Here is a 24,228-nt window from a genome sequence, read left to right on the forward strand (position 1 = left end):
TCCCTATGCCGGCTGACGGTCGAGGCACGCGTCCCACATTTGGTCGCGCTCCTCTTGGCTAATGCCCTTGAGTGTCTTGTCGATGAGCTTAAGCAGTTTGTCCGAGCCCTTGCGGCAACCGACATTTGCCGTGACCTCCTGCTTAAAGCCCTCGCCCTCGGCAAAGTGGATGGGGACGATACCGGGATTTTGGGCCATATAGCCCTTTTCGTTCTCCGTGTTGTAGGTCACGGCGTCGCACGTGCCCTGCAGCAGATTCGAGAACACCGTGGGGACCGAATCGACCGGGTTCTTGTGCACAACGCCCGGAATCTCGTCGATGACGGTATCGAGCATGGTGTCCTTTTGGCCGAGCACCGTGGCACCGCTGAAGTCGCTGAGCTTGGTGGCGTTTTGGTAGGGCGAGCCCTCTTTTACGAACAGGCCAAAGTAGCCAATGAAGTACGGGTCGGAAAAGCCGACGGACTCCTCGCGCTCGGGCGTGGCGCTCATGCCGGCGATGATGAGGTCAATCTGGCCGTTGTTGAGCGAGTCGATAAGGCCCGAGAAGCTCTGCTTGACGGCAACGGGCTCGCCGCCGAGAGCCTTGCAGACGATCTTGGCGATCTGCACGTCGTAGCCATCGGCATAGGCGCCCTGCACGTTGTCGATGGGGATCGTGAACTCGCTGGCCTCGGAAACCTGCCAGTTGTACGGGGCGTAGGCCGCCTCCATGCCGATGCGGATCTTATCCTTGCCGATAACGGAATCGGACAGGTCATCGCGACCGCCGCCCGTCGTGGGCTGGACCACCTTGAGTGTGGACGGACGCTGGCAGCCGGCAAGCGCGCCGGCGACAACGGTTGCGCTCGCAGCGAGGGCGCTACCCAAGAAGATGCGACGACTGCACACCGGCTGGGCCTGCGCGTCGCGCTGTAGTCGAGGTTGCATCTGATGCCTTCCCTATGTCGTTTTGCTGACAATAAGACAGGATATACGTCAACAACCAGCAGCGCGGCATGTGCGCGAAAAATTAATAGACACACGAGGACGATTGGCACAAAGTAACCTGTCCCCATGTACCACTTGGCATGAAAAAGGCAAGGCATAGACCTTCTGGTCATGCCTTGCCTTTTTCATGCCAAATTGTCGCTCTGGGTGGCGCGCAGCGTCGACCGGTCCGTCGTTCGTTAGAACGGCGGAACCTCTAGAGCAGGGTAACGCTAAAGCTGCGAACGTCCGTCTCACCCGGTGCCAAGGTAATGGTGTTGACCTTGTGCTCAAAGACGTCGTCCTCGGTGTCCATGGTGGTGTGGCCGGTCCAGGGCTCGAGCGCCACAAACGGGGCGTCGTTGGCGGCAGACCACACGCCGATGTACTTAAAGCCCTCAAAGTCGATCTTGACGCCGTGGCCCGACTTGCGGCCGCGCAACGTGAGCGTGGAACCCGGGGCATCGGTGAACATGATGGCGTCGTTATCGAAGCTGCGGTGCGTGATGGGCAGCACGTCCGAGTTATCGGGAGCCTTGTAGCTGCCCTCGAACGTCATAAGACCGTCGGGCGTGATGATGGGGGCCTCGTTAGTCCAAGCCTCGGTAAACGCCAGCTCGTAATCCTCGAACGCCTCGTCTTCGGCACCGGGGGCGGGCACGTTGAATGCAGGATGACCGCCCACCGAGAACGGCAGGGCCACGTCGCCGGTGTTGGTGACGGCAAAGGTCTGCGTGAGCGTGGCGTCGCCGGTCAGGGCATAGGTCATGTTGAGCTTAAAGTGGAACGGGAACGCCTTGAGCGACTCGGGCGTGTCAGTGATCTCGTACGTTACCGAGGAGCCGTCCTCCGAAACCTCGACCAACTTGTGCTCGACGATGCGAGCGAGTCCATGGCGCGGCATCTCGCAGGTGCCGGCCGCAGATGTCGCCATGTTGTTGCGCAGCGATCCCACGATGGGGAACAGGATAGGCGCATGCTTGCCCCAAAAGGCCGGGTCGCCCTGCCACAGATACTCGTTGCCGTTGAGGGCAAGGCTCGTGAGCTGGGCGCCCATGGAATCGATGGCCGCGGTGAGGCCGCCGCGCTTGATGGTAGTGACGGTGGACATGCTACTTCCTCCAATAGTAAACAACGGTGTCGAGGGCTATTGTCCCACTCTTGGCGGCGGGGTTGAGCGACAGGTGCAGTTATTGAGCAATAGCGTAAAGGTCAAACCCGCCCTGCGGCGTGCTATCGACCGTATCGGGCGCCTGTGAATTAAAACTCACCGGAACCATGCGCTTTGAGGCACGGTAACGCGTGCCGTCGGTGGCGACGGGCGGCTCATCGACCGTGAGCTCGTAGTCGCCGGGCTTGAGCTCGATGCCGTCACCTTCGGAATTGACGTATTGGTACTCGTCGATCGCTTGCCCCTTGAGCGTGCGACCCACGATATGGACGAGCATCTGGCTGTCGCCGCGCGCGGTGTCCCACGTCGCGCCGTCCTTGACCTCGACCGATACATGCACCGAGCGCGTGCGGCTGAGCGATTGCTCGACAGACATCTCGACCTTGGCGGCGTCTTTGCGCTGTTGTTCAACATGGCTCCAGACGTTTCCAATTACCGAGCATGCGATAACGCCGGCCATAAAGGCGATAAGGATGGGGCCAAGCGGAGAGCGACGTCCCGCATCTTCCTCGCGAGCCAGATCGGGGCGATGCGTGGGCGCAGGCGCCTGGGCACCCTGCGAGGGCACGTCGAGAATGCTGAAGGATGCCGTGCTGTCGGGATCGATAGTGTGACGCGGCTGCGGGGTCTTTGCCGGCGAGATGGACATGTCGGCTGGCTCACCCAGTGTGGCCGTGGCATCGGCCTTTGCCTCGTCGGCCTCAGCCTGGGCCCAAGCCTGCTCAAAGGTCAGAGGCTCGGCGGCATCGGAGGCGGCGTCAGGCTCGACAGCAGCATCGCTGCCGGTCTCGTCCTCGTCGCTCGACACGTCACGCGGCGCGGGCTCGTCCCACTCCTCGTCCGGAGCCTCGCCCTCGCTATACCACCATTCAAAGTTATCGATATCCATACGGGGCGCCCCCTTGGCCTCGCAAATAAACACTTGCTAGCCTTATACCCCCAGATGACACGGGAGCTCGCCGGCACAGACAGGAAAAGCGTCACAACATTCGACGCTTTTCCTCGTTTTCGAGATTTTCATCAAATGTTGTGACGGTTTGGGCAGCAGCCACACCACGAATGTGGCAAAGGGACTGTCCCGTTGTCACATCTGGAGGGCGACGGGGATTTGGATGCAGCAGAAGTCCTCTTGGTGGGACTCGTCGTAGCTCGTGGTATCGAGGTAGCAAAAGTCGAAGGCGTTGCCAACGGGCTGGAGCGCGTGCTCGTCCATGCAGGCCACGATGGCGCGGATGCCTTCGGGCTCGTACGGCATGCCCCAGCGGCTCATGCACAGGTATGTGCCCTCGGGCAGCACTTCGATGCCGATCTCTGCCAGCTCGGCAGCGTCGCTCGGCAGCAACTCCTCGGCACCGCGCGGCAGCACGGCAAAGGAGCCGGCGCCGGCGATGGGGTCGTCGGAATGCAGCGCCTCGCGACGCAGCATGGCGCCCCAGCCGCGCATGGGACGCGTGCCCGTCAGCGCACGCATGCGCAAAATCGCCCGCATGAGCGTGGGGTGAAGCATCGAGCGGCCGCGCTCAATATCGCCCGGAAACTCCTCAAAGACCACGTAGCGACGCTCAAACTGCTTGAGCTCCAGCTTGCCCTCCCGCTCGCGCCAGTAAACTGCCTCGTCGTAAAAGCTCAGACGCTCCTGCACGCTCGCACGCTCGGCTTTGAGCCCGGCAATCTGCTCGTCGAGCGCCTGCACCCGTGAGCGCAGGTGATCGGTCATCTCGCCAATGTCGAACGTCGAGGTCAGACGGTCGATCTCGTCGAGTTCGAGCCCCAGGTCGCGCAGCATGCAGATCAGACGCATGAGCGGGATCTGCGTGGGCGAATAGAAACGGTAACCCTTTTCGTTCACCACGGCGGGCTTAAACAGGCCGATCTTGTCGTAGTAGATGAGCGTTTGGCGCGAAACGTTAAACAAACTCGCCATCTCGCTAATCGCATACATGCCCGTCTGCATAGGTCCTCCCGACACATCCTTTTTGCGCACAAAGCCCGCCGCCCACAGGGGCAGCGGGCTCAAACACTACTCGTATCCTACCATAAAGACGCCTATGACCAGCGCTTATAGTTTGCACATGACACGCCGACGGCCTCGAGCGCCTTGGCGGCGATGTGATGCACCGCGTCGTCGAGCGTGGCGGGGCCGTTGTAAAACGTGAGCATGGGCGGCATGAGCATGACGCCCGATACGCGCGCCAGGCGCGCCATGTTGTCGACGTGAATGGCGCTGAAGGGCGTCTCGCGCACCATGAGCACCAGGCGGCGCTGCTCTTTCATCTGCACGTCGGCCGCGCGCAACAACAGGTTTTCGCTGTAGCCGCTCGCAATGCCGGCGAGCGTCTTCATGGAGCAGGGAGCCACGATCATACCGTCGACCGGATAGGTGCCGCTTGCGATGGCGGCGCCGATGTTCTTGTTGTCGTAGACCGCATCGGCATAGCACGCAAACTCGTCGAGCGTCATGCCGAGCTCCTGCTCGATGGTGATCTCTCCCCCGCGCGTGACGACAAGCGCCGACTCGGCGCCGGCCTGGCGCAGGCATTTGAGGCACTCAAGGCCCAGCGCGGCACCGCTGGCGCCCGAAACGCCAACGACGATGCGACGGGGACGGACAGAAGACTCAGGCATGACAACTCCTAACAACAAAATGGCAGCTATAGGTCGGGCAATGTCAGCGAGCGCGCGTCTGGCGAGGCAAGGTGCCCCGAAACAAGAAGGCATAGGGCTTATGCCCATGCCTTCGCAGTTGAGGGGCAGATTGCCCGCCAGGCGCGGGCGCAGCGTCGAGTGGTCCGGCGTTCGGTAGAACGCCGGAACCTTAGAAAGCAATCTCCTTGGCCCACTTGTCCTTGTCGATCTCCATGAACTGCGAGCGAATGAAATTCTTCTTGAGGTCGAACGGAACCGTGCAGTCGAAGATGGCCTTGCAGGCGATGCCGTGCTCGCGAATCGTGGGGTCGAACGCGGGGTCGTTGGACGGGTCGAGCACGTGGCAGTGGCAGCCGGGGATGGTGATGAGGTCGACGTCGGCCTGGAAGCGCGTGGTCATGGCCCACATCACGTCGCTCATATCAAAGATGTCGACATCCTCGTCAACCAAGATCACATGCTTGAGCTCGGAGAATGCCGAGAAGGCGAGCATGGCGGCGTTGCGCTGACGGCCCTCGTCATTTTTGCTCGACTTCTTAAACTGCATGATGGCAACGAACTTGCCGCCGCCGCAGGGTGCAGCGTGGACGTTGAGCAGGCGGCCCGGGATAGCGGTCTCGACCATCTTGTAGATGGAAGCCTCGGTGGGGATACCGGCCATGGACACGTGCTCGTGCGAAGGGCCGATGCAGCTCTCCATAATGGGGTTGACACGCGTGGTGACGGCGGTGATCTTGATCACCGGGCAGACCTTGGCGCCACCGGTGTAGCCGGGGAACTCGGGCATGGCATAGCCGTGGCCGTTGACGTCCTCGTTGATGGCCTCGTCGTGCATGAGGTAGCCCTCGAGCACGTACTCGGCATTGGCGATGCACTTCTGCGGAACGGTAACGCAATCGGCAAGCTCGACGGCGTGGCCGCGCAGGGCGCCGGCGATCTGCAGCTCGTTGAAGCCGAGCGGCGTGGTGGGAGCCTCGAAGCCGCAGCACATGTACACGGCGGGGTCCAAGCCGATGGAGATGGAGATGGGCATGTCCTCGCCGCGCTGGCAGTACTCGTCAAAAAAGGCGCCAAGGTGACGGCTGCCCGGGGTGATCCACATGGCGAGCTTGTCCTTGTCGACGCAGGAGAAGCGGTGGATGGTCACGTCGGACTGGGAGCCGTCGGGGCTCGTGCCGTAGGCGAGGCCCATGGTGATGTAGGGGCCGCCGTCGACGGGCGTGTTGGTGGGAGCGGGGACGATCTTGCGCAGGTCAAAGCCCTCGTTGTTCGCCTTGTACACAACCTCCTGGCAGTCGATGTGCGCACCCTCGGCGATCTGCTCGGGCGCGATCAGGTTCTCGAAGCGCTTGCCGATCTCGAGGCCCAGGTGCTCCTCGTCCAGGTCGAGCAGGGCGGCAACGCGCTTGCGGCTGGCAAGCATGCCGATGCAGACCTTGGCATCGTCAAAGCCCTTGACGTTGTTGAAGACCATCGCCGGACCCTCTTTGGTCGGACGCATAACGGTGCCGCCGGCGCCGACGTGACGATAGACACCCGAGACCTCGGCGTCCGGGTCGACCTGGGTGTCGGTCTCGAGCAGCTGGCCCGGCATCTCGCGCAAAAAGTCGAGTGCGGAGCGCAGGTCGTGGATCTGGGAAGCATCGGTGGTGGACATAGCGTACTCCTTTCGGGAGAGTGCCCGGCGGCGGGAGTGCCGCCGGGCTGGGCAACGTAGTGGGGCCGCGGCGCTCATAGATGAGGCGCTCGGCCACTCGCAGTTCGAGCACTCGGCTGCTTACAGCCCAAGCGCTCAACCGTTTACATCAGGCCAAAGAGGTGGAACCAGGCGGCCTCGACCAGCACGACGATAAAGACGACCGCAGTGAGGGGAATGCCCATGCGCATAGCCTCTTTGGAGGTGTAGCCGCCAGCGTCCTTGCCCTCGCCGATAAGGATCGGCAGGTTATGGAACGGCAGGATGTAGTGGATGTTGATGGACGTAAAGACGATGAGCGCCACGGCGAGCGGGCTCACGCTGGAGCCGGCCGCGAAGCTGATGAACGCCGGCACGCACACGCCGAGCACGGCCATGACCGAGCCCATGAACATGTGGATGACCATGGAGAGCGCGGCGACAAGCAGGGCGAACAGGAAGATGTTCTCGGGCACGGAGCTGGGGAGTACGACGTCGGCGATCCAGGCGTTCATGCCGGTGGCGCCGCCCACGGAACCCACGGCCATGGCGGCCGTCAGGAACATGAGGGACTTGATGTCGACAGCGTTCCAGCTGGCAGGAGTGAGAACCTCGCCGATGATGGGCATGGCGAGCGCGACACCGATGGCAAGTGTCACCCAGCCGATGTAATCGCCCGAGACGGTAAGCCACAGCGCGATGGCGATGACAAGCCACACGATGGTGCGAATCTCCTTGACGGAGAGCTTGCCGAGCGCGGCCTGCTTGGCCACGATCTGCTCGCGATCGTAAACGAGCTCCTTGCTGGGCTTAAAGAGGAAGAGGCCTAGGAACAGGGTGCACAGCAGCGCGACCAGCATGGGCACGCTCATGTACAGGAACCAGTCGACAAAGGACGGGCTCATGCCGCCGGCCTCGGCACTGTACTGCGCAACGAGCGGGTTGAGTGTGGAGTCGCCCGTCAGGAAGAACATGGAACCCGGGGCGGCAGCGGCAAACACGAGGAAGCCGAGCTTACCCTTGTCGTCGTCCCCGTAGCCGGCGGACTCGGCGATGACCGAGACGACGGCGAGGATGAGGAAGGCGCGGGGAAACGGGTGCGGGATCAGCAGCGACAGCACAAAGGTGAGCGCGAAGATCGAGATGATGAGCGACTTGGCGTCGCGCACGAACTTGAGCATAAACGCATAGGCGATGCGCTCGCCCAGCCCCGACTCCTTGACCGCGCTGGCGATGAGGTAGGCGCCGATGACGAGCCACATGGTAGCTTTGGTCCACGAGCTAAACGTGGAGGCGACCGTCGCCGAGATGCTCGCGGCGCCCGTGTCGTCCACGCACACCTTGAACAGAACGAGCAGCGCGCAGTAGAGCAGGCCCACAAAGCCCGGCTGTGCCACGCCACACGCCCAGAACACCACCGTGGCGAGCGTCAACGCCAGACAGGTCTGACCGCCGACCGTAAGCTCGACCGTCGAGCTCAGCTCCGCCAAAGGAAGAAACTTCACCAGCAAAAAGACAATGATACCCAGCACAAAGCCAATTTCGCGCTTGGTGATCTTAAACGCCTTCTTTTCCGCTTCCATCTCCCCACCTTTCTTGTTGGGGGCACCCGGCGCCGCGGCGTGTGCCGCTACAGCAAAAGGGAGTGCCCGTTATCGGACACCCCTTACGTTGCGCTGTGTTGCGGCAATACAGTCAAGCGGGATTTTTGGATGAGAAGCGATCCCCTGGACAAAAACCGTCACAACATTCAACGCTTTTCCTCGATTTCGAGATTTTCATCGAATGTTGTGACGGTTTGGATGTGACAAAGGGGCTGTACCTTTGTTACATAGCGAGGGCCATACGGATGGATGGGTCGCTGAGTGCCTCGCGGACCCAGGGGGCCAGCTGCTCGGGGTGACCCTGCAGGTAGCCTTTGAGCTCGGACGGGGCCACGCGACGCACTTCCGAAATCTCCTCCTGGTTGATATGCAGCTCGCCCGGCTCAACATGGGCTGCGAACACCTCGCACCATTCGCACTCGCAGCGGCCGTCGCCGTGATCCTCGCGATACACCACGTGTCCGAGGTGCTTGAGCTGATCGGGCTCGCGCGTGATGCCAAGTTCTTCGTTGATGCGACGTGCCGTGGCGGCCGCGACGTCTTCCCCGGGGAGCGGATGGCCGGCACAGCCATCGGCCAGCACCCCGCCCCACAGTCGCTTGAGCGGGCTGCGACGACAGAGCAGCAGGTGTGCGTCTTCGCCCCGGCCCTCAACTAGAAGCGTCAGAAAAGCCTGGTGCAGAATGCCCTCCCCCGTATGGGCCTCGATGCGATCGACGGGGCCAAGTACCTCGCCGGTCGCGGTATCGACCGCCACGACCTCGGCGCCCGCACCGCCCTCGTCCCAGCCGGCGCGTAGAATGCGGGCCGCGGCGGCCTCGAGCGCGGCGATGAGCTCCTTGGTGGTATCGAGCACATGCTGCAGGTCGTCCCCGCTCGCCTGCTCCACATGAAATCCCGTGCTTGCAACGACCGGCGCGCCAAAGCGCGTCGCCAGCGCCGCCGCGATATCGTGCGCCGGGATCTCATCTCGATGGCACGGAACGGCCAGGATGCTCACCGTCGCCGTACGGCCGGGCTCGGGGCGCGGAATGGCCTGCGCCGTAGCGCCCAGGTGCGCGAACTCCGGCGAGCAGGCGTACACTGCCATGCCTCGCGGCGTCACCGTCAGCTGGGCCTCGAGCGCAAACTTGCCCTCGCCCACTGCAACCTTTGTCGTGTGCATACCCATGGGATCTCCTGTCGCCCGCGATGTACCTGAGACCATCTTCGCCTGTATTGCGACTATACAGGCAAGCGCAGCCTGCGACAAAGGGGGCAGGCACCTGACACATTCTGTTAGAGTTGCAGGGATTGAATCCCGCTTATTCATGCGACATTGGAGTGACAACCTTGACCGCCGCAACCACGCCTAAAAGTAAGTCAACCGCCGCCGCGCTCTCCCCCGCGCGCACCAAGCTCTGCCTGGCGCTGCTCGTGCTGTTGGGATTCTCGCTCGGCTGCTCCGAGTTCGTGGTCATCGGTATCGAAAGCGACTTGGCAACGGAACTCGGCATATCGCTTGCCACCGCGGGTCAGCTCATCAGCGTGTTCGCGCTGGTCTACGCTATCGCCACGCCGGTGCTCGCGCTCAGCACGGGGCGGTTCCGCCGCTACCAGCTGCTCGTGTGCTACAGCATTGTCTTTGTGCTCGGCAACCTGGTCATGGCGTTGGCGCCCAACTTCCAGGTACTGTTTATCTCGCGCGTTGTCCTGGGCTCTGTCTCGGGCGCACTGCTCGCCGTGGGCGTGACGTACATCCCCGAGCTGCTGTCCCCGCAGCAAACTTCGCTTGCCATCTCGGTGGTATATGGTGCGTTTTCCGTGGCAATGGTCTTTGTCACTTCGATTGGCAAGTTCGTGGCCGACACGCTCGACTGGCACGTGGCCATGTACGGCACGCTGACCTTTGCCGTTCTGATCTGCGGAGCGCTCGTGGCGTTTATGCCGCGCGCTGGGCAAACCGACGAGCCTGCCACCTTTCGCGAGCAGGCGGGTCTGCTGCGCGAGCCGAGCATCATCACCGGCATGCTCATCTTTTTGTTTGGCGTAGGCTCGGTCTATGTGTTCTACGGCTACGTGACGCCTTATCTTGAGCAGGTGCTGGGCATGGGCACCGTTCAGGCGAGCACCACGCTTATGGCCTACGGCGTGTTCTGCCTGATCTCGAACATCCTGGGCGGATGGATCGACGCACGTTTTGGCATGAAGGCACTGCTTGTGACGTTTGTGCTGCAGGCTGCGGCGTTGCTCGGGCTGTTTGCCGTGGGCGGCACCATGCCGCTCGCGCTGGTCTTTGTCTTTAGCTTGGCGCTGCTCATGTACCTGTTCTCGGTGTCGTGCATCACGCACTTTATGGACGTGGCACGCAGCCGCCACCCCAAGTCGATGGTACTCGCAAGTTCGGTTGAGCCCATGGCGTTTAACGTCGGTATCTCGTTTGGCACCGCGGTAGGCGGAGCCGTGGTGAGCAGCATTGGCATTGCACACGTGGGCGCCGTGGGCGCCGCGTTCTCGCTTGTGGCCTGGGCGCTCACGCTGGTGACGATTAAGCTGGCCCGCTGGGAGCGCAAGCGGGCGAGGGCGTAGGCGTAGATGCGATGCTCGAGCTCGATGATGATCGAAAGGAAACCGCATATGCAACGCGTACTGTTTATCTGCCATGGGAACATCTGCCGCTCGACGATGGCTGAGTCGGTGTTTACTGAGCTGGTGCGCCGTGCCGGGCGCGAGGCGGAGTTTGTCATTGACTCTGCTGCGACCTCGACCGAGGAGATCGGCAACCCGCCGCATCATGGCACGGTCGCCAAGCTGCGCGAAGTCGGGATTCCCGTCGTTGCCCACCGCGCGCGACAGGTGCGTCGCGCGGAGTATGGCGACTGGGATCACATTGTCTATATGGATGCTGAGAACGCGCGCGGCCTGCGTCGCATCTTTGGCGACGACCCCGACGGCAAGATTACGCGCTTGCTCGATTGGACCGAGCGCCCCGGCGACGTGGCCGATCCCTGGTACACCGGCAACTTTGACGCCACCTACCGCGACGTGCTCGCCGGATGCACCGCTATACTCGAGCAGCTGTAGGTTCGCGGGCGCGTGAACCGCGCCCTCGGCATAAATCGAGCGTGGATTTTCTCCCACTTTGAGCGTTCAAGTGCGCCCTAAACGGGAGAAAATCCACGCTCATGAATGTGACAAAGGGACTGCCCCTTTGTCACATCCGGGACTGACCCTAGACCGGCTTGACCTCCAACTTTATCCCCTCGGCACAGGAGTCGCCCAAAACATCCGAAAGGGCCCAGGTCGCATATAGCGGCAAATAGAGAACCGCTCCGTTGCGCTCAACGTTGCCTCTCGAGAAAACAATCCCGAGCCTTACGCCATATTCAGCCGTATCAAGCACATGACCGAGCGCAGCGTGCGCGTGGTAATAGGAGCCCGATTTAACCTTGATCGGAACAGCCGTCCCATCCGGTCCATCGACCACAAAGTCCACTTCACCGCGCTTTTTTGTCTGATAGTAGTAAAGCTGGCGATTTTGGGCAGCCAGCTGCTGGGCCACCACGTTTTCGTAAATGCCGCCCAGATTGGGCTCCTTGCTATCAAGATACGCCGCTTGGGCGACTCCAACGGGGTAGCGCGCCATCAACATGCCCGTATCCGATTGATATAGCTTGAACTGCGATGGCCGCGCCGTCTTGAGCAGGGGCGATTTTGGCTCGGTTACGATATCGGCTTTGAGAGCAACGCCGGCATCGACAAGCCATACAAAATCTCGCTGATACTTCTCGTAGTGAGCCTTGGGGTCAATGGAATTGAGCACGAAGCGCTTGTTTTCGCCCTCGAGCATAATAGGGAGCTGATCGTAGATGCTCTGCACCTGAAGGGCTCGCCCGCTTGCATACTTGGAGATATCCCGCCGGTACTGTTCGTTAAGCTCTGACTGTAGCTGACGAACAGAGGCAAGGTCGCCCTGCGTGTCAAGAAAACGCTGCACGACCTCCGGCATTCCGCCGACAACGGTATAGGTCCTGAAGTTTGCCATCATCGCGTCATGAATGTAATCAGGAACGGGCCTCTCGCTGATACACGCGTCACGTATCGTTTGGCGAGCCCCCTCGCTCACCCCGATTGCCCAGCAAAACTCCTCAAAATCGAGCGGGAACATCCTAAGCTCGTGAACATACCCCACGGGATAGGACCTGACGCCCTTGAACTGAGTCCCGAGCATTGACCCCGAAAACGCCCAGCGGCACCTCCCGTCCTCAACAAGGAACTTTGCCATCGTCATGATGTCGGGGGCCTCCTGGACCTCATCGATAAACACGAGCGTTTTGCCTGGTGCAATCGACTTTCCCGAAAGAAGCGTCACCCTGCTGATGAAATCATCGGCATCCCGCGCCTCGAGAAGAGCATCTTTTGCCTGGCGGTTTTCCATGAGGTTAAGCTCGATGTAGGTTGCATGGTTGGCTTTGCCAAATGCGCGAATCGAATAGCTTTTGCCAATCTGGCGAGAACCCGTAATGAACAAGGCCTTTTGCTCGGAAGACTTCAGCCAACGCTCCAGCTCTGCCGCTATTTTCCTGCGCAGCATAGGCTCCCCCCTCGGTGTCATCGAATGAAATGCAAAGTTTTATATGCTTGATTATCGATGAAACGCAGAATTTTTAGAACCTAAAATCGGATGAAATGCAGAGATTTGAGATTATAAACAAAAGAAGGGGCACCACCGGCGAATGTGACAAAAGGACTGTCCCTTTGCCACATTGCGCTCGACTACTCGTCAACAATCTCGGCAAGCCAGACGTTCAGTGTATCGACTTCGGGGCAGCAGAACTTTGCCGTGCCGGGCTCGTTGCCAGGCACGGTTCCGCCATAGCGCAGGATATCGATATAGGGAAAGCCCACATGGCAGGCCATGGCGCACATCTTGCCGCGATCGCGATCGAAGTCAAAGACGTCGCCCGGCTTGTGACCATGGTGGCAGCGGCACGTCCCCAGCTGGTCCACGCAGCTCACGCGGATACGCGGCCGCTTGCCACGCGGCGCGCCGAGCGGCCTGTTCTCGCCCGCAGGCTTGACGCCGCCCTCGCCAGCATTACTCATGGTCAATCACATCCAGGCAGGCCTCGATGGGCAGGCCGGCAGACTTATCCTCCTGCGCAGCATTGCGCTCGATAAGCTCGGCCACCACGCGCATGGCATCGGCCGTGGCGCGCTGAAGCGTCCAACCGCTCATCACGCGACCCATAAGCACGGCCGAGAACGTATCGCCCGTACCCGGGAAGTACACCGGGATCAGCTCGAAGGGGATCGTGAAGTACTCCCCCGCCACATGGTCGTAACCGATAACCGCGTTCGTGCCATTGACCACGGCGCTCGTAATGACCACCGACTTGGCACCCAGCTCGCGCACGGCGTCCACAAGGGCGCGGGCCTCATCGGGCGTGATCTGCTCTGCAATAGGCGTATCGGTGAGCAGACAGGCCTCGGTGTAGTTGGGCACCGCGTAGTCTGCACACTCCAGCAGGTGCCGCATAAGGCCAATCGTGGACTCGGGCACACCGGCGTAGAGCTTGCCGTTGTCGCCCATGATGGGATCGACGAACACCTTGGTGCCCTTTTGCGCGCGGCGGTGGCAAAAGTCCGAGATGATGCGCGTCTCTTCCTCGGTCACGATAAAGCCGGTCGAGATGGCGTCGAACTCAAAGCCGAGCTCCTCCCAGATGGCGAGGCTCTGGCGCACGTACTCGGTGGTGTCGTGGATGTAGAACTTGGGGTAGTTGAGCGTGTCGGAAACGAGCGCCGTCGGCAGGTTATGGATACGGTAGCCCATGTGCGACAGCACCGGCAGCATGGCGGAAAGCGCGACTTTGCCGTAACCGCACATATCGTTGATCAGCAGCAGCTGAGTGTTCTTCATGAGTGTCCCCCTTGGGTCGGGCATGGCGCGACGGCACCATAGTGCGACTAAGTGTAGCGCAGGGGACGTTGTGAGCGGAGGCGAGCGGTGCGAAGTGCAAATTGTTGCGGAAAGGTTTCGGAAATGGGGGCTGTTTGCTCCATGGCGGCCTAGTTGATGCTACTCATATAGCGCCATTTCAAAACTATGCCTATTTACTACGTTTAACCGCCCGCCTCTAACCACAACGAATTTCTCTCCAACAAAACCGCAGGTAGATAGCTTGCGTTTTTTCAGAAACAGCTGTTGTGGTCAGCGATGCTGGATTCATCGTAGTAATTAGGCATAGTTTTTGGCAAGGCCGCTTCGAAAGGCATCATCGCAGCCCAAAACGATACCTTTTCCTCCGTCCCCCAGGGATAAGATTGCCGCTTAGGAGCGTTTGCAGCGTCGAGCGGTTACGGCGTTTGGTAAAACGCCGTAACTTAATAAGTTTGGTACCTTGACATTCATTTCTTATGCTCCTAGATTGGTTAGGCACAAAACAATTCCACTACCTAACTAAAGAAAGGAGCGGCACTAATTCATGTGCGATGAACCTCTTAACCTTTGTTCGCATGAGCCCGGCGGCGACCCGTCACAGCCTGCGGATGTACCCGAAGCGGTCAGCGCCGAAGACAAGCTTGCCAAGCGCATCCTCAATAATCTGAGCTTTTGCGGCCATTACATGCACTTTCATGGCGGAGGCGTATCCGGCAAGGCGCCCATCATCTGCCTGCTAGCCAAGCAACCCGGCGGCGAGATGTCGCAGCAGGAGCTCGGCATGCACTTTGACCTCAAGCCGGGATCGCTTTCCGAGATCCTGTCCAAGCTCGAGCTCAACGGCCTCATCGAGCGCAGCCGTAACCCCAAGGATCGACGGCAACTCACCATTCGCCTGACCGAAACCGGCCGGGAAAACGCCCGCATCGACCAGGCAGCCCGCATCCGCTTTAGAGAACGGGCCTTTAGCGCGCTCACCCACGACGAGCGCGAGGACCTCGCCGAAATGCTCGATAAAATCCGCGTAACCTGGGAGGAACTGGATGATTAAAACCCTCATGGGCAGCATCCGCGACTATATGAAAGTCACCGTTGCCACGCCGTTGCTCGTGCTTGGCGAGGTGCTCTGCGAGATGCTGATTCCATTTATCACCGCCAACCTGATCGACGCCATCAAAGACGGCGCCACCGTAGCCGAGATGCTTCCCACCGCAGGCTTTTTGGTGCTCATCGCGCTGACGTCGCTTGCTTTTGGCGCCGCGGCAGGCGTCACCTGCAGCCATGCGAGCTGCGGCTTCGCCAAGAACCTGCGTCACGACCTGTTCCACAAGATCCAGACGTTCAGCTTTGCCAACATCGATGAGTTCTCGAGTTCCTCACTCGTCACGCGTCTGACCACCGACATCAACAACTTTCAGCAGGCCTTTATGATGATCATCCGTATCGCCGTGCGCGCGCCGCTGGTCTTGATCTTCGCCTTTACCATGGCATTTATCATGGGCGGCAGCGTCGCCATGGTCTACCTGGTCATCATTCCGCTGCTGGGCTTTGGACTGTTCTTTATCATCTTTAAGGTGCGTCCCATCTTCTCGCGCGTGTTCCACAAGTACGACGCCCTTAACGAGTCCGTCGAGGAAAACGTCACCGGCATGCGCGTGGTCAAGAGCTATGTGCGCGAAGACTTTGAGAAGGAGAAGTTCGCGACCGCCGCGCGCGACGTCCAGATGGACTTCACCCGCGCCGAGAAGCTGCTCGCCTTTAACAACCCCATGATGAACATCTGCGTCAACGGCGCGTTTGTCGTCATCATCTACCTGGGCTCCAAGCTCATCATCACGAGCCAGGGCACGCTGTTCGACGTGGGCCAGCTCTCCTCGACCTTTACCTATGGTTTCCAGATTCTCATGAGCCTGATGCAGCTGTCGATGATCTTTGTCATGGTGACCATGGCCGACGAATCGGCACACCGCATTGCCGAGGTGCTGGCCGCCGAGCCCACGATCGCCGATCCCGCCGAGCCCGTGCTCGAGGTTGCCGACGGTTCCATCGACTTTGACCACGTGAGCTTTAAGTATTCCAAGCATGCGAAGCGCCAGGCGCTCGACGATATCGACCTGCACATTACGAGCGGCGAGACCATCGGCATCATCGGCGGCACCGGCTCGGCCAAGTCCACGCTCGTTAACCTCATCGCCCGCCTGTACGACACCACCGAAGGCGCTGTGCGCGTGGGCGGCGTGGACGTGCGCGACTACGACCTGGACGCGCTGCGTCACCAGGTCGCCATGGTGCTGCAGAAAAACGTGCTGTTTAGCGGCACCATCGCCGAGAACCTGCGTTGGGGCGACCCGAACGCCACCGACGAGGAAGTCCGCGAGGCAGCGCATCTGGCCTGCGCCGACGAGTTTGTCGACGGTTTCCCCAAGGGCTACGACACCTGGATCGAACAGGGCGGCTCTAATGTTTCGGGCGGTCAGAAGCAGCGCCTGTGCATTGCACGCGCCCTGTTGCGTCGCCCCAAGATCTTGATCCTGGACGACTCCACCAGCGCCGTCGACACCAAGACTGACGCCAAGATTCGCGCAGGCCTGGCAAGCTATCTGCCCAACACGACCAAGCTCATCATCGCCCAGCGCATCAGCTCCGTGCAGGACGCAGACCGCATCATTGTCATGGAGGGCGGCCGCATCGCACAGATCGGCAACCACGAAGAGCTGCTCAAGACGAGCGAGATCTACCGAGAGACCTTTACCTCGCAAAACAAGATGTCTGCCGAGGGCGAAGGGGCCGTCGAGGCCGACACCGAGGCATCCGCAACGCAAGCTCAGACCCAGGAAGGAGGCGAGGCACATGAGTAAGGCAACGACCGCCGAGCGCGCGCTCAACCGTAAGGGCGGCACCATGTCGCGCCTCATCAAGACGCTCTTTGGCTTCTATCCCGTGCTTTTGCCCCTTGTCGTCGCCGGCGTGGTGCTCTGCGCCATCATCAACTCCATCGGCGCGACCTTCCTGCAGAGCGCCCTGCAGATTATTAGCGAATCGTGGCAGTCGGGCGATTGGGAAGCCGCACAGCCCAAGATTCTGCAGCTCGTGACCACCCTCGCCTGCATCTACGGCGTCGGTGTCCTGTCCTCGCTCTTCTGGAACCGCGCCATGGCTATCGTCACGCAGGGCTCGCTCGAGAAGCTGCGCGAGATGATGTTCAACCGCATGCAGGACCTGCCGATCCGCTACTTCGACACACACCAGCGCGGCGATATCATGAGCCACTACACCAACGACATCGATACGCTGCGCCAGATGATCAGTCAGTCGCTGCCCAACCTGCTCATGACGATCATCATCATCGTCACGGTGTTCTTTATCATGCTGTACTACAGCGTGTGGATGTGCCTGGTCATCATCGCCGGCGTCGCCTTTATGACCTTTATGACCAAGCTGCTCGGCTCCAATTCCGCGCGTTTCTTCATTGCGCAGCAGACCGAGCTCGGCGTGGTCGAGGGCCATATCGAGGAAGTCATGAACGGTCAGAAGGTCGTCAAGGCGTTCTGCCACGAGTCTGCCGCCGAGGCCGATTTTGACGAGCGCAACGAAAAGCTCTTCGAGGTCTCACAGAAGGCCAACATGTACGCCAACATCCTCATGCCCATCCTTATGAACCTGGGCAACTTGCTCTACGTGCTGGTGGCCCTTGCCGGCGGCATTTTCCTGGCGCTGGGCGTGCCCAACCTGAGCATCTCGGGCATGGCGCTGTCGATCGCCGTCGTGGTGCCGTTCCTCAACATGACCAAGCAGTTCTACGGACAGATCGGCCAGATCTCGCAGCAGATCAACGCCGTGGTCATGGGCCTCGCCGGCGCCGACCGTATCTTTGAGCTCATCGACGAGAAGCCCGAAGCCGACGAAGGCTATGTGACGCTCGTCAACGCGCAGGTCAACCCCGATACCTGGCAGCTCGAGGAGGCTGACCACCACACCGGCATGTGGGCGTGGAAACATCCGCACCGCGCAACCGGCGAGATCGAGTACGTGCCGCTGCGTGGCGACCTGGTCATGGACAACGTCGACTTTGGCTACACGCCCGACCACGAAGTGCTGCACGGCGTGTCCGTGTTTGCCAAGCCGGGCCAGAAGATCGCGTTTGTCGGCGCCACCGGAGCCGGCAAGACGACCATCACCAACCTCATCAACCGCTTCTACGACATCGCCGACGGCAAGATCCGCTACGACGGCATCAACGTCAACAAGATCCGCAAGGCCGACCTGCGCCGAAGCCTGGGCGTCGTGCTGCAGGACGTGAACCTGTTCACCGGCACCGTGATGGATAACATCCGCTACGGCAACCTGGACGCCACCGACGAGGAGTGCATCGCGGCGGCCAAGCTCGCGGGCGCCGACGACTTTATCACCCGCCTACCCGACGGCTACGACACTATGCTCACCGGCAACGGCGCGCAGCTGTCGCAGGGCCAGCGCCAGCTGATTTCGATCGCACGCGCCGCCGTCGCCGATCCGCCGGCAATGATTCTGGACGAGGCCACGTCGAGCATCGATACCCGCACCGAGGCCATCGTGCAAGCCGGCATGGACAAGCTCATGGAAGGCCGCACGACGTTTGTCATCGCGCACCGCCTCTCCACCGTGCGCAACTCCGACGCAATCATCTGCCTGGACCACGGCCGCATCATCGAGCGCGGCAACCACGACGAGCTGATTGCCAAGCGCGGGTACTACTACCAGCTGTACACGGGAGCGTTTGAGCTGGAGTAGGAACGGTTACTGACGGAGGGTGCCCCGGGGCGTCGGGGTAATTCCTCCGTGCTCAAACATTCTCGCTTCGCTGCGAAACTGCGCGCGGAGGAAATACCCCGCCGCCCCGGGGCACCCTCCTGCGCGCAATCAGCCCGTCATTTAGAGCGGAATAAAAGTTTGTGAGCCCCTGGTCGTTTGGCCAGGGGCTCGTTTTGTGTGGGTGTTTTGGTTGGCAGGAGCTGCATATTATTCGTATAATTTATCGTAAGTTCCCGTACATCGATTGGAGCCTTACATGCCTGCCATTAAGCCTGTTTCCGATTTACGCAATTACAACGAGGTGCTCTCCGACGTCCACGAGGGCTCCCCGGTCTTTCTGACCAAAAACGGGCACGGTTGCTACGCTGTGCTCGACATGAAAGACTACGACCGGTTTTGTGCCATCAGCACGCTGATGTCGGAGCTTGAGCGCGGGCGCAGCTCGGGCGAGGAGAGCGGATGGGTCTCGTCGGACAACGTCGCCGCACACTTCCGCCGCAAGGCCGCAAGCCATGCATAGCTGCGAGATCGTCTACTCTCCGCTGGCTCTGCAAGATCTCGACGATATCTGGGACTACATTGCCGTCGAACAGGACAATCCCGCAGCAGCGGAGAGAATCGTAGGGGGCATCCTCGCTCGGATAGACCTGCTATCCAGCTTCCCAGAGTCGGGTACGCCACTCTCTTCGATCTATCCCCTACGCTCCGATTACCGGTTCGTGGTCTGTGACAGCTATCTCGCGTTTTACCGTTTTCACCAGAAGGTCTATATCGACCGCGTCCTCCACGGAAAGCGCGATTACCTGCAAATACTGCTTGCCGAATAAACAAGCCCCGATATAAGTAGGCCCCTTATCCAGGACCATGCCCGATGCAGCTAAAAAAGCCCCGTCCTAAATTAGCTACTTGAGGAGTTGGGCCATGGCGTTGACGAATTTTTGTACTTGGAGGGTGGGCTCGAGCGGGTAGTGCAGAAAGACCGGCACCTCGCGGCCGCACAGGAACGGCACGCCCACAAAGGCCGGGTGCACACCCGACCATGCCCCACAGGTGAGCACCGCATCGCCCTTTTCCTCCGCCTCGTTAAAGAGCGCAAAGTCAAAGCTGTCCACGTCGATCACGTCCACGCCGCCGTCGGCCAAAAGGTCGATACGCAGGCTGTCTATGGCGTCGTTGCCGTGACGGAGCACGCGCAGGCGCATGCCCTCCAGATCGGCAACCGTGATGCGCTCCTTGCGCGCGAGCCGACTTGAGCGCGGCACGTCGATGTAAAACGGCACGTTAACGATGCGGAGCTTTTGACAGGCGTCGCCCCAGCGCGGGGTCGAAAAACTCGACTGCACCACATCCACCTCGCGCCCCAGACTGCGCATGACGGTCTCGCGCTCATCGTAAAGGTCCCCCACCGGCACGATCTCAAAACGCAAGCGCGGCTCCATGTCGTGCACCTGCGGCCACAGCGCGAGCGTGTGGCGCCCCGGGCACATCATCGACACGCCCAAGCGCACGGCGCCGCCATCGCCCGCCGCTCGCCGGGCGCGGCGCAACGCATCCTCGGATTGGCGCATGATCGAGCGCGCGTCGTCCACCAACAGCGCGCCCGCCGGCGTCACCTTGACGCCCGAGTGCGAGCGCTCGAACAACGTGATGCCGAACTCGGCCTCGAACCCCGACACCTGTTTGACGAGTGCCGGGGTCGACACGCGCAGTTTTGCCGCGGCGCGCGAGAAGCTTCCCAGCTCAGCGGCGGCCGCTATGGCCTCGAGTCGTCGATCGTACACGTCAATCTCCCGTTTCCAGACGTATGGACATGCGCTGCCGAAGGGGGTCGTTTTGGCAGGTCACACACTCAATTAAGAACAAATTGCCTTGCGTGCTGTAAACCATAGGTTTACGTCATTCTAACAAATATGCAATTCACCTGCGCGAACGCTAAGCATACGATAACCAGCGAAAACCACGTGGGTCGGTTAATGGGAGCGACCCACCGGGAGGCACAAGAAGGGAAGTTCCTATGAGCAATTGGCTTAAGCTCGAGGGCGATGTCTGCGCTGTGACCGGCGCGCTCGGCGGCATGGGCGTCGAGATTTGCCGCGAGTTCGCCCGCAATGGCGCCAACGTCGTCCTGCTCGACCTGGACGAGAAGAAGGTCAAGGCCGCTGCCGCCGACCTCGCTGCCGAGTTTGGCATCCACGCCGAGGGCTACAAGATGAACGCCACCGACGAGGCCGAGGTTCAGGCCGCCGTCGACGCCACCATCGCCAACTTCGGCCGCGTCGACGTCCTCGTCAACACCGCCGGCATCCTGCGCTTCGCAGCCATGGAAGACCTGCCGCTGAATGACTGGAACGAGGTCATCAACGTCAACCTCACCGGCTACTTCATCACCTCGCAGCGCTTTGGTCGCGAGATGATCAAGGCCGGGCAGGGTCGTCTGGTGCACATCTCGACCGTCGCCAGCCACTCCCCCGAGACGTTCTCGGGCGTGTACAGCTCCACCAAGGCCGGCGTCAACATGATGTCCAAGATGCTCGCCGCCGAGTGGGGTCCCTACGGCGTCCGCTCCAACTGCGTCGAGCCCTGCTTTGTCAAGACCCCCATGTCGGCGAGCTTTTACGCCGACCCCGAGGTCGAAAAGAGCCGCAGCCGCCTGATCGCCACGCGCCGCATCGGCGAGGTCAGCGATATCGCCAACGCCGTCATGTTCCTGGCGTCCAAGCGCTCGGACTTTACCACCGGCGACGCCATCAAGGTCGACGGCGGTTTCTCCAATATGATGGGCGACCTCACCGCCAAGCCCGGCGGCCGCCGAGCCTTTGCCGACAACTACCTTAAGAACAAGGGTGTCGAGCTTTGGTCTGACGAGTCCGGCGTCGCCAAGCCGACCGACCAGTAAACCAACCCGACAGGGAGGCCCCGCGGACGTGTCCGCCCCTCCCCCGCATCGATTAGAAAGAGTCCCATGGCTTCCACCAACTCCAACAAGGGTCGCGCCGTCGTGCTTTCCGCCGCGTGCGTCACTATGTTCTTCATCAGCTCCATCGCGCTGTATTCCGTCGTGAGCAAGAACCTGCTCGCCGTCTACCCCGAGTGGTCGAGCGCCCTTACCTGGGCTTTCCCGGTCTTTCAGACCATCATGGCCGTGACGGGTATCTTCGCCGGCCGTATCTCCGATAAGATCGGTCCGCGCAACGTCGTGATCGCCGCCGCCGTGTGCTACGGCCTGGGCTGGTTCATGTCCGGCACCGTCACCGAGCCGTGGCAGTTCTACCTGTGGTTCTCGCTCGTCGCCGCCATCGGCAACGGCTTGGGCTACAACCCCGCGCTCACCACGGGCCAAAAGTGGTTCATCGACAAGAAGGGCCTGGCCTCCGGCATCACCCTGGCCGCTTCGACCGCCGGCCCCGCCGTGCTGTCCCCGGTGCTCGCCTCGCTGCTCATCCCGAGCCTTGGCATCTTTGGCGCCCTTAAGGCACTCGGCGTCATCTTCTTTGTGACGATCGCCGCCTCCGCCCTGTTCCTGAAGGCCCCCGAGGCCGGTTGGCTGCCCGAGGGCTTCGAGGCCCCCAAGGGCGGCGCGCATGCCGGCACCTTCGGCGACCTCACCCCGGGCGAGATGGTCAAGACCCCGCGCTTCTGGGTCCTCATCGTCACCTTCGCCTTTGCCGCCACCGCGGGCACCCTGCTCGTGGGCAAGGTTGCCTCCATCGCCGCCGTCCAGCTCTTCGCCGACCCCACGAGCGCCGCGGCCGTGGCCCTCGGTGGCGTGGTGGTCTCCGTCAACACCTGCGCCAACCTGGTCGGCCGTCTGTCCTTTGGTCAGATCATCGACAAGCTCGGCGCCTACAAGTCGCTGCTTATCAGCCTTGTCGTCACCATCGTCGCGCTCGTCATCATGTCGATGAGCTTTACGCAGAGCATGTTCTTTGTGGCGCTCGCCCTGCTCGGCTTTAGCTTTGGCGCCCTGCTCGTCATCTACCCGCCGCTCACCGGTGGCGCCTTTGGCACCAGCAACATCGGCGTCAACTACGGCATCATGTTCTTGGGCTACGCCGCTTCTACTTGGATCAGCCAGCCCATTACCGCCGTGCTGTATCACGCCGAGGCCGGCAGCGCCGCCTACCAGCAGTCCTTCTACGGCGCCATCGTGATCGCCGCCATCGCCGTCGTGCTCACCGTCTACATGATGGTCTCCGACAGCAAGAAGAAGTCCGCTTAGTTTTGCTTGACGCGGCAAGGGCCGTTCTCTTGCCGCATTCCACCGGTCACCAGTATTAAGGAGTCGAAATGTCTGAGCTCAACCCCGTCCGCATTGCCGTTATCGGCGCCGGTGCCATGGGCCGCAACCACATCCGCTTTGTCACCGAGGAGCCCGAAGCCGAGCTCGTCGCCATCGCCGACGCCTTTGAGGGCGCCCGTGCCACGGCCGAGGCCGCCGGCGTGCCGTTTTACACCGATCCCGCCCAGATGATGGACGAGGTCAAGCCCGAGGCCGTCATCATCGCCACCCCCAACGACCTGCATCTGGGCGTTGCCCGCGAGGCCGTGAAGCGCAACATCGTGCCGCTGGTCGAAAAGCCAATCTCCAACGACCTCGAGGATGCCCAGGCCTTCGCCGCCGAGGCCGAGACCGCCGGCGTGCCCGTGCTCGTGGGCCAGCACCGTCGCCACAACCCCTTCGTCAACAAGGCCAAGGAGATCATCGAGTCCGGTGAGCTGGGCAAGCTCACCGTGTCGAGTTTCCACTACATGATCTATAAGAATGACGGGTACTTTGATGTCGAGTGGCGCCGCAAAAAGGGTGCCGGCCCGATCCTGGTCAACCTGGTGCACGACGTCGACCTGCTCCGTTACCTGCTGGGCGAGCCCGTCGCCGTCCAGGGCATGCAGTCCAGCGCCGCCCGCGGGTTTGAGACCGAGGACTCCGCTGTGGTCAACGTCCGTTTTGCCGATGGCGCGCTCGCGAGCATGACCATCTCCGATGCCACCGCCAGCCCCTGGAACTGGGAGGCCACCGCTCGCGAGGACCCGCAGTACCGCCCCTTCGACGCCGATGCCTACTTTATTGGCGGAACCTTGGGCGCCCTTTCGCTGCCCCGCCTGCACCAGTTCTCCTACGACGGCGCCTCCAACTGGCACAAGCCGCTGCAGATGGAGATTCCGGCCGTGGACCCGGCGCTGCCGCACAAGATGCAGCTCAAGCACTTTGTGAAGGTTGTCCGCCGCGAGGTCGAGCCCGTCGTGACCCCCGCCGATAACGTCAAGACGCTCACACTTCTCAACGCCATCAAGGAGGCCGCCGAGACCGGCCAGCTCGTCGAGCTGTAATGTCTTAAGAGCGGGCCGCGGCAAACTCACCGCCGAGCGCCTTGGCCCGCCGCCAACAAGCCCCCTCTTCTTTACCCCGCGAGCAGCCTCCTGCCCGCGGGGCTTTCTTTGCAGCCGCGGC

At 61.3% G+C, this 24,228-nt stretch carries 22 protein-coding genes; 10 read left to right on the top strand and 12 right to left on the bottom strand.

Annotated elements, in window-relative coordinates; genetic code table 11:
* Nucleotides 1–3: 3 nt before the first annotated feature.
* The 8 genes from DXD24_RS04655 to DXD24_RS04690 all read right to left on the bottom strand — a co-directional run bounded on the left by DXD24_RS04655 (nt 4) and on the right by DXD24_RS04690 (nt 9,236).
* Complete coding sequence (locus DXD24_RS04655; protein ID WP_117646267.1) at nt 4–930, bottom strand: transporter substrate-binding domain-containing protein; 927 nt, start codon at nt 928–930, stop codon at nt 4–6.
* A 256-nt stretch (nt 931–1,186) separates the two neighbouring features.
* Nucleotides 1,187–2,080 (bottom strand): aldose 1-epimerase family protein, encoded by an 894-nt coding sequence (locus tag DXD24_RS04660; protein WP_117646268.1) that lies wholly within the window; start codon nt 2,078–2,080, stop codon nt 1,187–1,189.
* Nucleotides 2,081–2,159: 79 nt separating this feature from the next.
* Entirely contained in the window at nt 2,160–3,029 is an 870-nt protein-coding gene (locus DXD24_RS04665; RefSeq protein ID WP_117646269.1) for a hypothetical protein, read from the bottom strand.
* A gap of 195 nt (nt 3,030–3,224) precedes the next feature.
* Nucleotides 3,225–4,094 carry a MerR family transcriptional regulator gene (locus tag DXD24_RS04670; protein ID WP_117646270.1) on the bottom strand — a complete coding sequence of 290 codons (870 nt, stop codon included), beginning with the start codon at nt 4,092–4,094 and terminating at the stop codon, nt 3,225–3,227.
* Nucleotides 4,095–4,186: 92 nt separating this feature from the next.
* A complete protein-coding gene (locus DXD24_RS04675; RefSeq protein ID WP_117646271.1) occupies nt 4,187–4,765 on the bottom strand; it encodes a UbiX family flavin prenyltransferase in 579 nt (192 codons plus the stop codon).
* A 190-nt stretch (nt 4,766–4,955) separates the two neighbouring features.
* Nucleotides 4,956–6,443, bottom strand: coding sequence for a UbiD family decarboxylase (locus tag DXD24_RS04680; protein WP_117646272.1), 1,488 nt, complete (start codon nt 6,441–6,443; stop codon nt 4,956–4,958).
* 143 nt (nt 6,444–6,586) lie between these two features.
* A complete protein-coding gene (locus DXD24_RS04685; protein WP_199407978.1) occupies nt 6,587–8,044 on the bottom strand; it encodes an SLC13 family permease in 1,458 nt (485 codons plus the stop codon).
* Nucleotides 8,045–8,288: 244 nt separating this feature from the next.
* A complete protein-coding gene (locus DXD24_RS04690; RefSeq protein WP_158550149.1) occupies nt 8,289–9,236 on the bottom strand; it encodes an isopentenyl-diphosphate delta-isomerase in 948 nt (315 codons plus the stop codon).
* Between the two features lie 152 nt (nt 9,237–9,388).
* Here DXD24_RS04690 and DXD24_RS04695 point away from each other — a divergent pair, with 152 nt between their 5' ends.
* Nucleotides 9,389–10,633, top strand: a complete 1,245-nt coding sequence (locus tag DXD24_RS04695; protein WP_233502328.1) for an MFS transporter — start codon at nt 9,389–9,391, stop codon at nt 10,631–10,633.
* Nucleotides 10,634–10,681: 48 nt separating this feature from the next.
* A complete protein-coding gene (locus DXD24_RS04700) occupies nt 10,682–11,128 on the top strand; it encodes a low molecular weight protein-tyrosine-phosphatase (protein ID WP_117646274.1) in 447 nt (148 codons plus the stop codon).
* A gap of 148 nt (nt 11,129–11,276) precedes the next feature.
* Here DXD24_RS04700 and DXD24_RS04705 read toward each other — a convergent pair whose 3' ends face one another.
* The 3 genes from DXD24_RS04705 to DXD24_RS04715 all read right to left on the bottom strand — a co-directional run bounded on the left by DXD24_RS04705 (nt 11,277) and on the right by DXD24_RS04715 (nt 13,967).
* Entirely contained in the window at nt 11,277–12,638 is a 1,362-nt protein-coding gene (locus DXD24_RS04705) for an ATP-binding protein (protein WP_117646275.1), read from the bottom strand.
* 182 nt (nt 12,639–12,820) lie between these two features.
* A complete protein-coding gene (locus tag DXD24_RS04710) occupies nt 12,821–13,150 on the bottom strand; it encodes a TIGR04076 family protein (protein WP_197032192.1) in 330 nt (109 codons plus the stop codon).
* On the bottom strand, nt 13,143–13,967 hold the full coding sequence (locus DXD24_RS04715; protein ID WP_117564361.1) for a PfkB family carbohydrate kinase: 825 nt from the start codon (nt 13,965–13,967) through the stop codon (nt 13,143–13,145). The genes DXD24_RS04710 and DXD24_RS04715 overlap by 8 nt, the downstream gene beginning before the upstream one ends.
* Nucleotides 13,968–14,532: 565 nt before the next feature.
* On the opposite strand from DXD24_RS04715, the gene DXD24_RS04720 reads away from it, so the two are divergent.
* The 5 genes from DXD24_RS04720 to DXD24_RS04740 all read left to right on the top strand — a co-directional run bounded on the left by DXD24_RS04720 (nt 14,533) and on the right by DXD24_RS04740 (nt 19,606).
* On the top strand, nt 14,533–15,039 hold the full coding sequence (locus tag DXD24_RS04720; RefSeq protein WP_117646276.1) for a MarR family winged helix-turn-helix transcriptional regulator: 507 nt from the start codon (nt 14,533–14,535) through the stop codon (nt 15,037–15,039).
* The gene (locus DXD24_RS04725) at nt 15,032–16,846 is read left to right on the top strand and encodes an ABC transporter ATP-binding protein (RefSeq protein WP_117646277.1); all 1,815 of its coding nucleotides are present in this window, start codon (nt 15,032–15,034) and stop codon (nt 16,844–16,846) included. The genes DXD24_RS04720 and DXD24_RS04725 overlap by 8 nt, the downstream gene beginning before the upstream one ends.
* Nucleotides 16,839–18,758 (top strand): ABC transporter ATP-binding protein, encoded by a 1,920-nt coding sequence (locus DXD24_RS04730; RefSeq protein ID WP_117646278.1) that lies wholly within the window; start codon nt 16,839–16,841, stop codon nt 18,756–18,758. Before DXD24_RS04725 ends, DXD24_RS04730 begins: the two co-directional genes overlap by 8 nt.
* 277 nt (nt 18,759–19,035) lie before the next feature.
* Nucleotides 19,036–19,299 carry a prevent-host-death protein gene (locus tag DXD24_RS04735; RefSeq protein WP_117646279.1) on the top strand — a complete coding sequence of 88 codons (264 nt, stop codon included), beginning with the start codon at nt 19,036–19,038 and terminating at the stop codon, nt 19,297–19,299.
* Complete coding sequence (locus DXD24_RS04740; protein WP_117646280.1) at nt 19,292–19,606, top strand: type II toxin-antitoxin system RelE/ParE family toxin; 315 nt, start codon at nt 19,292–19,294, stop codon at nt 19,604–19,606. Before DXD24_RS04735 ends, DXD24_RS04740 begins: the two co-directional genes overlap by 8 nt.
* Before the next feature lie 75 nt (nt 19,607–19,681).
* Here DXD24_RS04740 and DXD24_RS04745 read toward each other — a convergent pair whose 3' ends face one another.
* Entirely contained in the window at nt 19,682–20,560 is an 879-nt protein-coding gene (locus DXD24_RS04745) for a LysR family transcriptional regulator (protein ID WP_117646281.1), read from the bottom strand.
* A gap of 233 nt (nt 20,561–20,793) precedes the next feature.
* On the opposite strand from DXD24_RS04745, the gene DXD24_RS04750 reads away from it, so the two are divergent.
* The 3 genes from DXD24_RS04750 to DXD24_RS04760 all read left to right on the top strand — a co-directional run bounded on the left by DXD24_RS04750 (nt 20,794) and on the right by DXD24_RS04760 (nt 24,107).
* The gene (locus DXD24_RS04750) at nt 20,794–21,675 is read left to right on the top strand and encodes an SDR family NAD(P)-dependent oxidoreductase (protein ID WP_117646282.1); all 882 of its coding nucleotides are present in this window, start codon (nt 20,794–20,796) and stop codon (nt 21,673–21,675) included.
* Nucleotides 21,676–21,741: 66 nt separating this feature from the next.
* Nucleotides 21,742–22,998: an MFS transporter gene (locus DXD24_RS04755; protein ID WP_117646283.1), complete on the top strand. Its 1,257-nt coding sequence runs from the start codon at nt 21,742–21,744 to the stop codon at nt 22,996–22,998.
* Nucleotides 22,999–23,066: 68 nt separating this feature from the next.
* The gene (locus tag DXD24_RS04760) at nt 23,067–24,107 is read left to right on the top strand and encodes a Gfo/Idh/MocA family protein (protein WP_117646284.1); all 1,041 of its coding nucleotides are present in this window, start codon (nt 23,067–23,069) and stop codon (nt 24,105–24,107) included.
* Nucleotides 24,108–24,228: the final 121 nt, after the last annotated feature.

This window comes from Collinsella sp. TF12-2AT (assembly GCF_003436735.1).
Classification (GTDB): Bacteria; Actinomycetota; Coriobacteriia; order Coriobacteriales; family Coriobacteriaceae; genus Collinsella.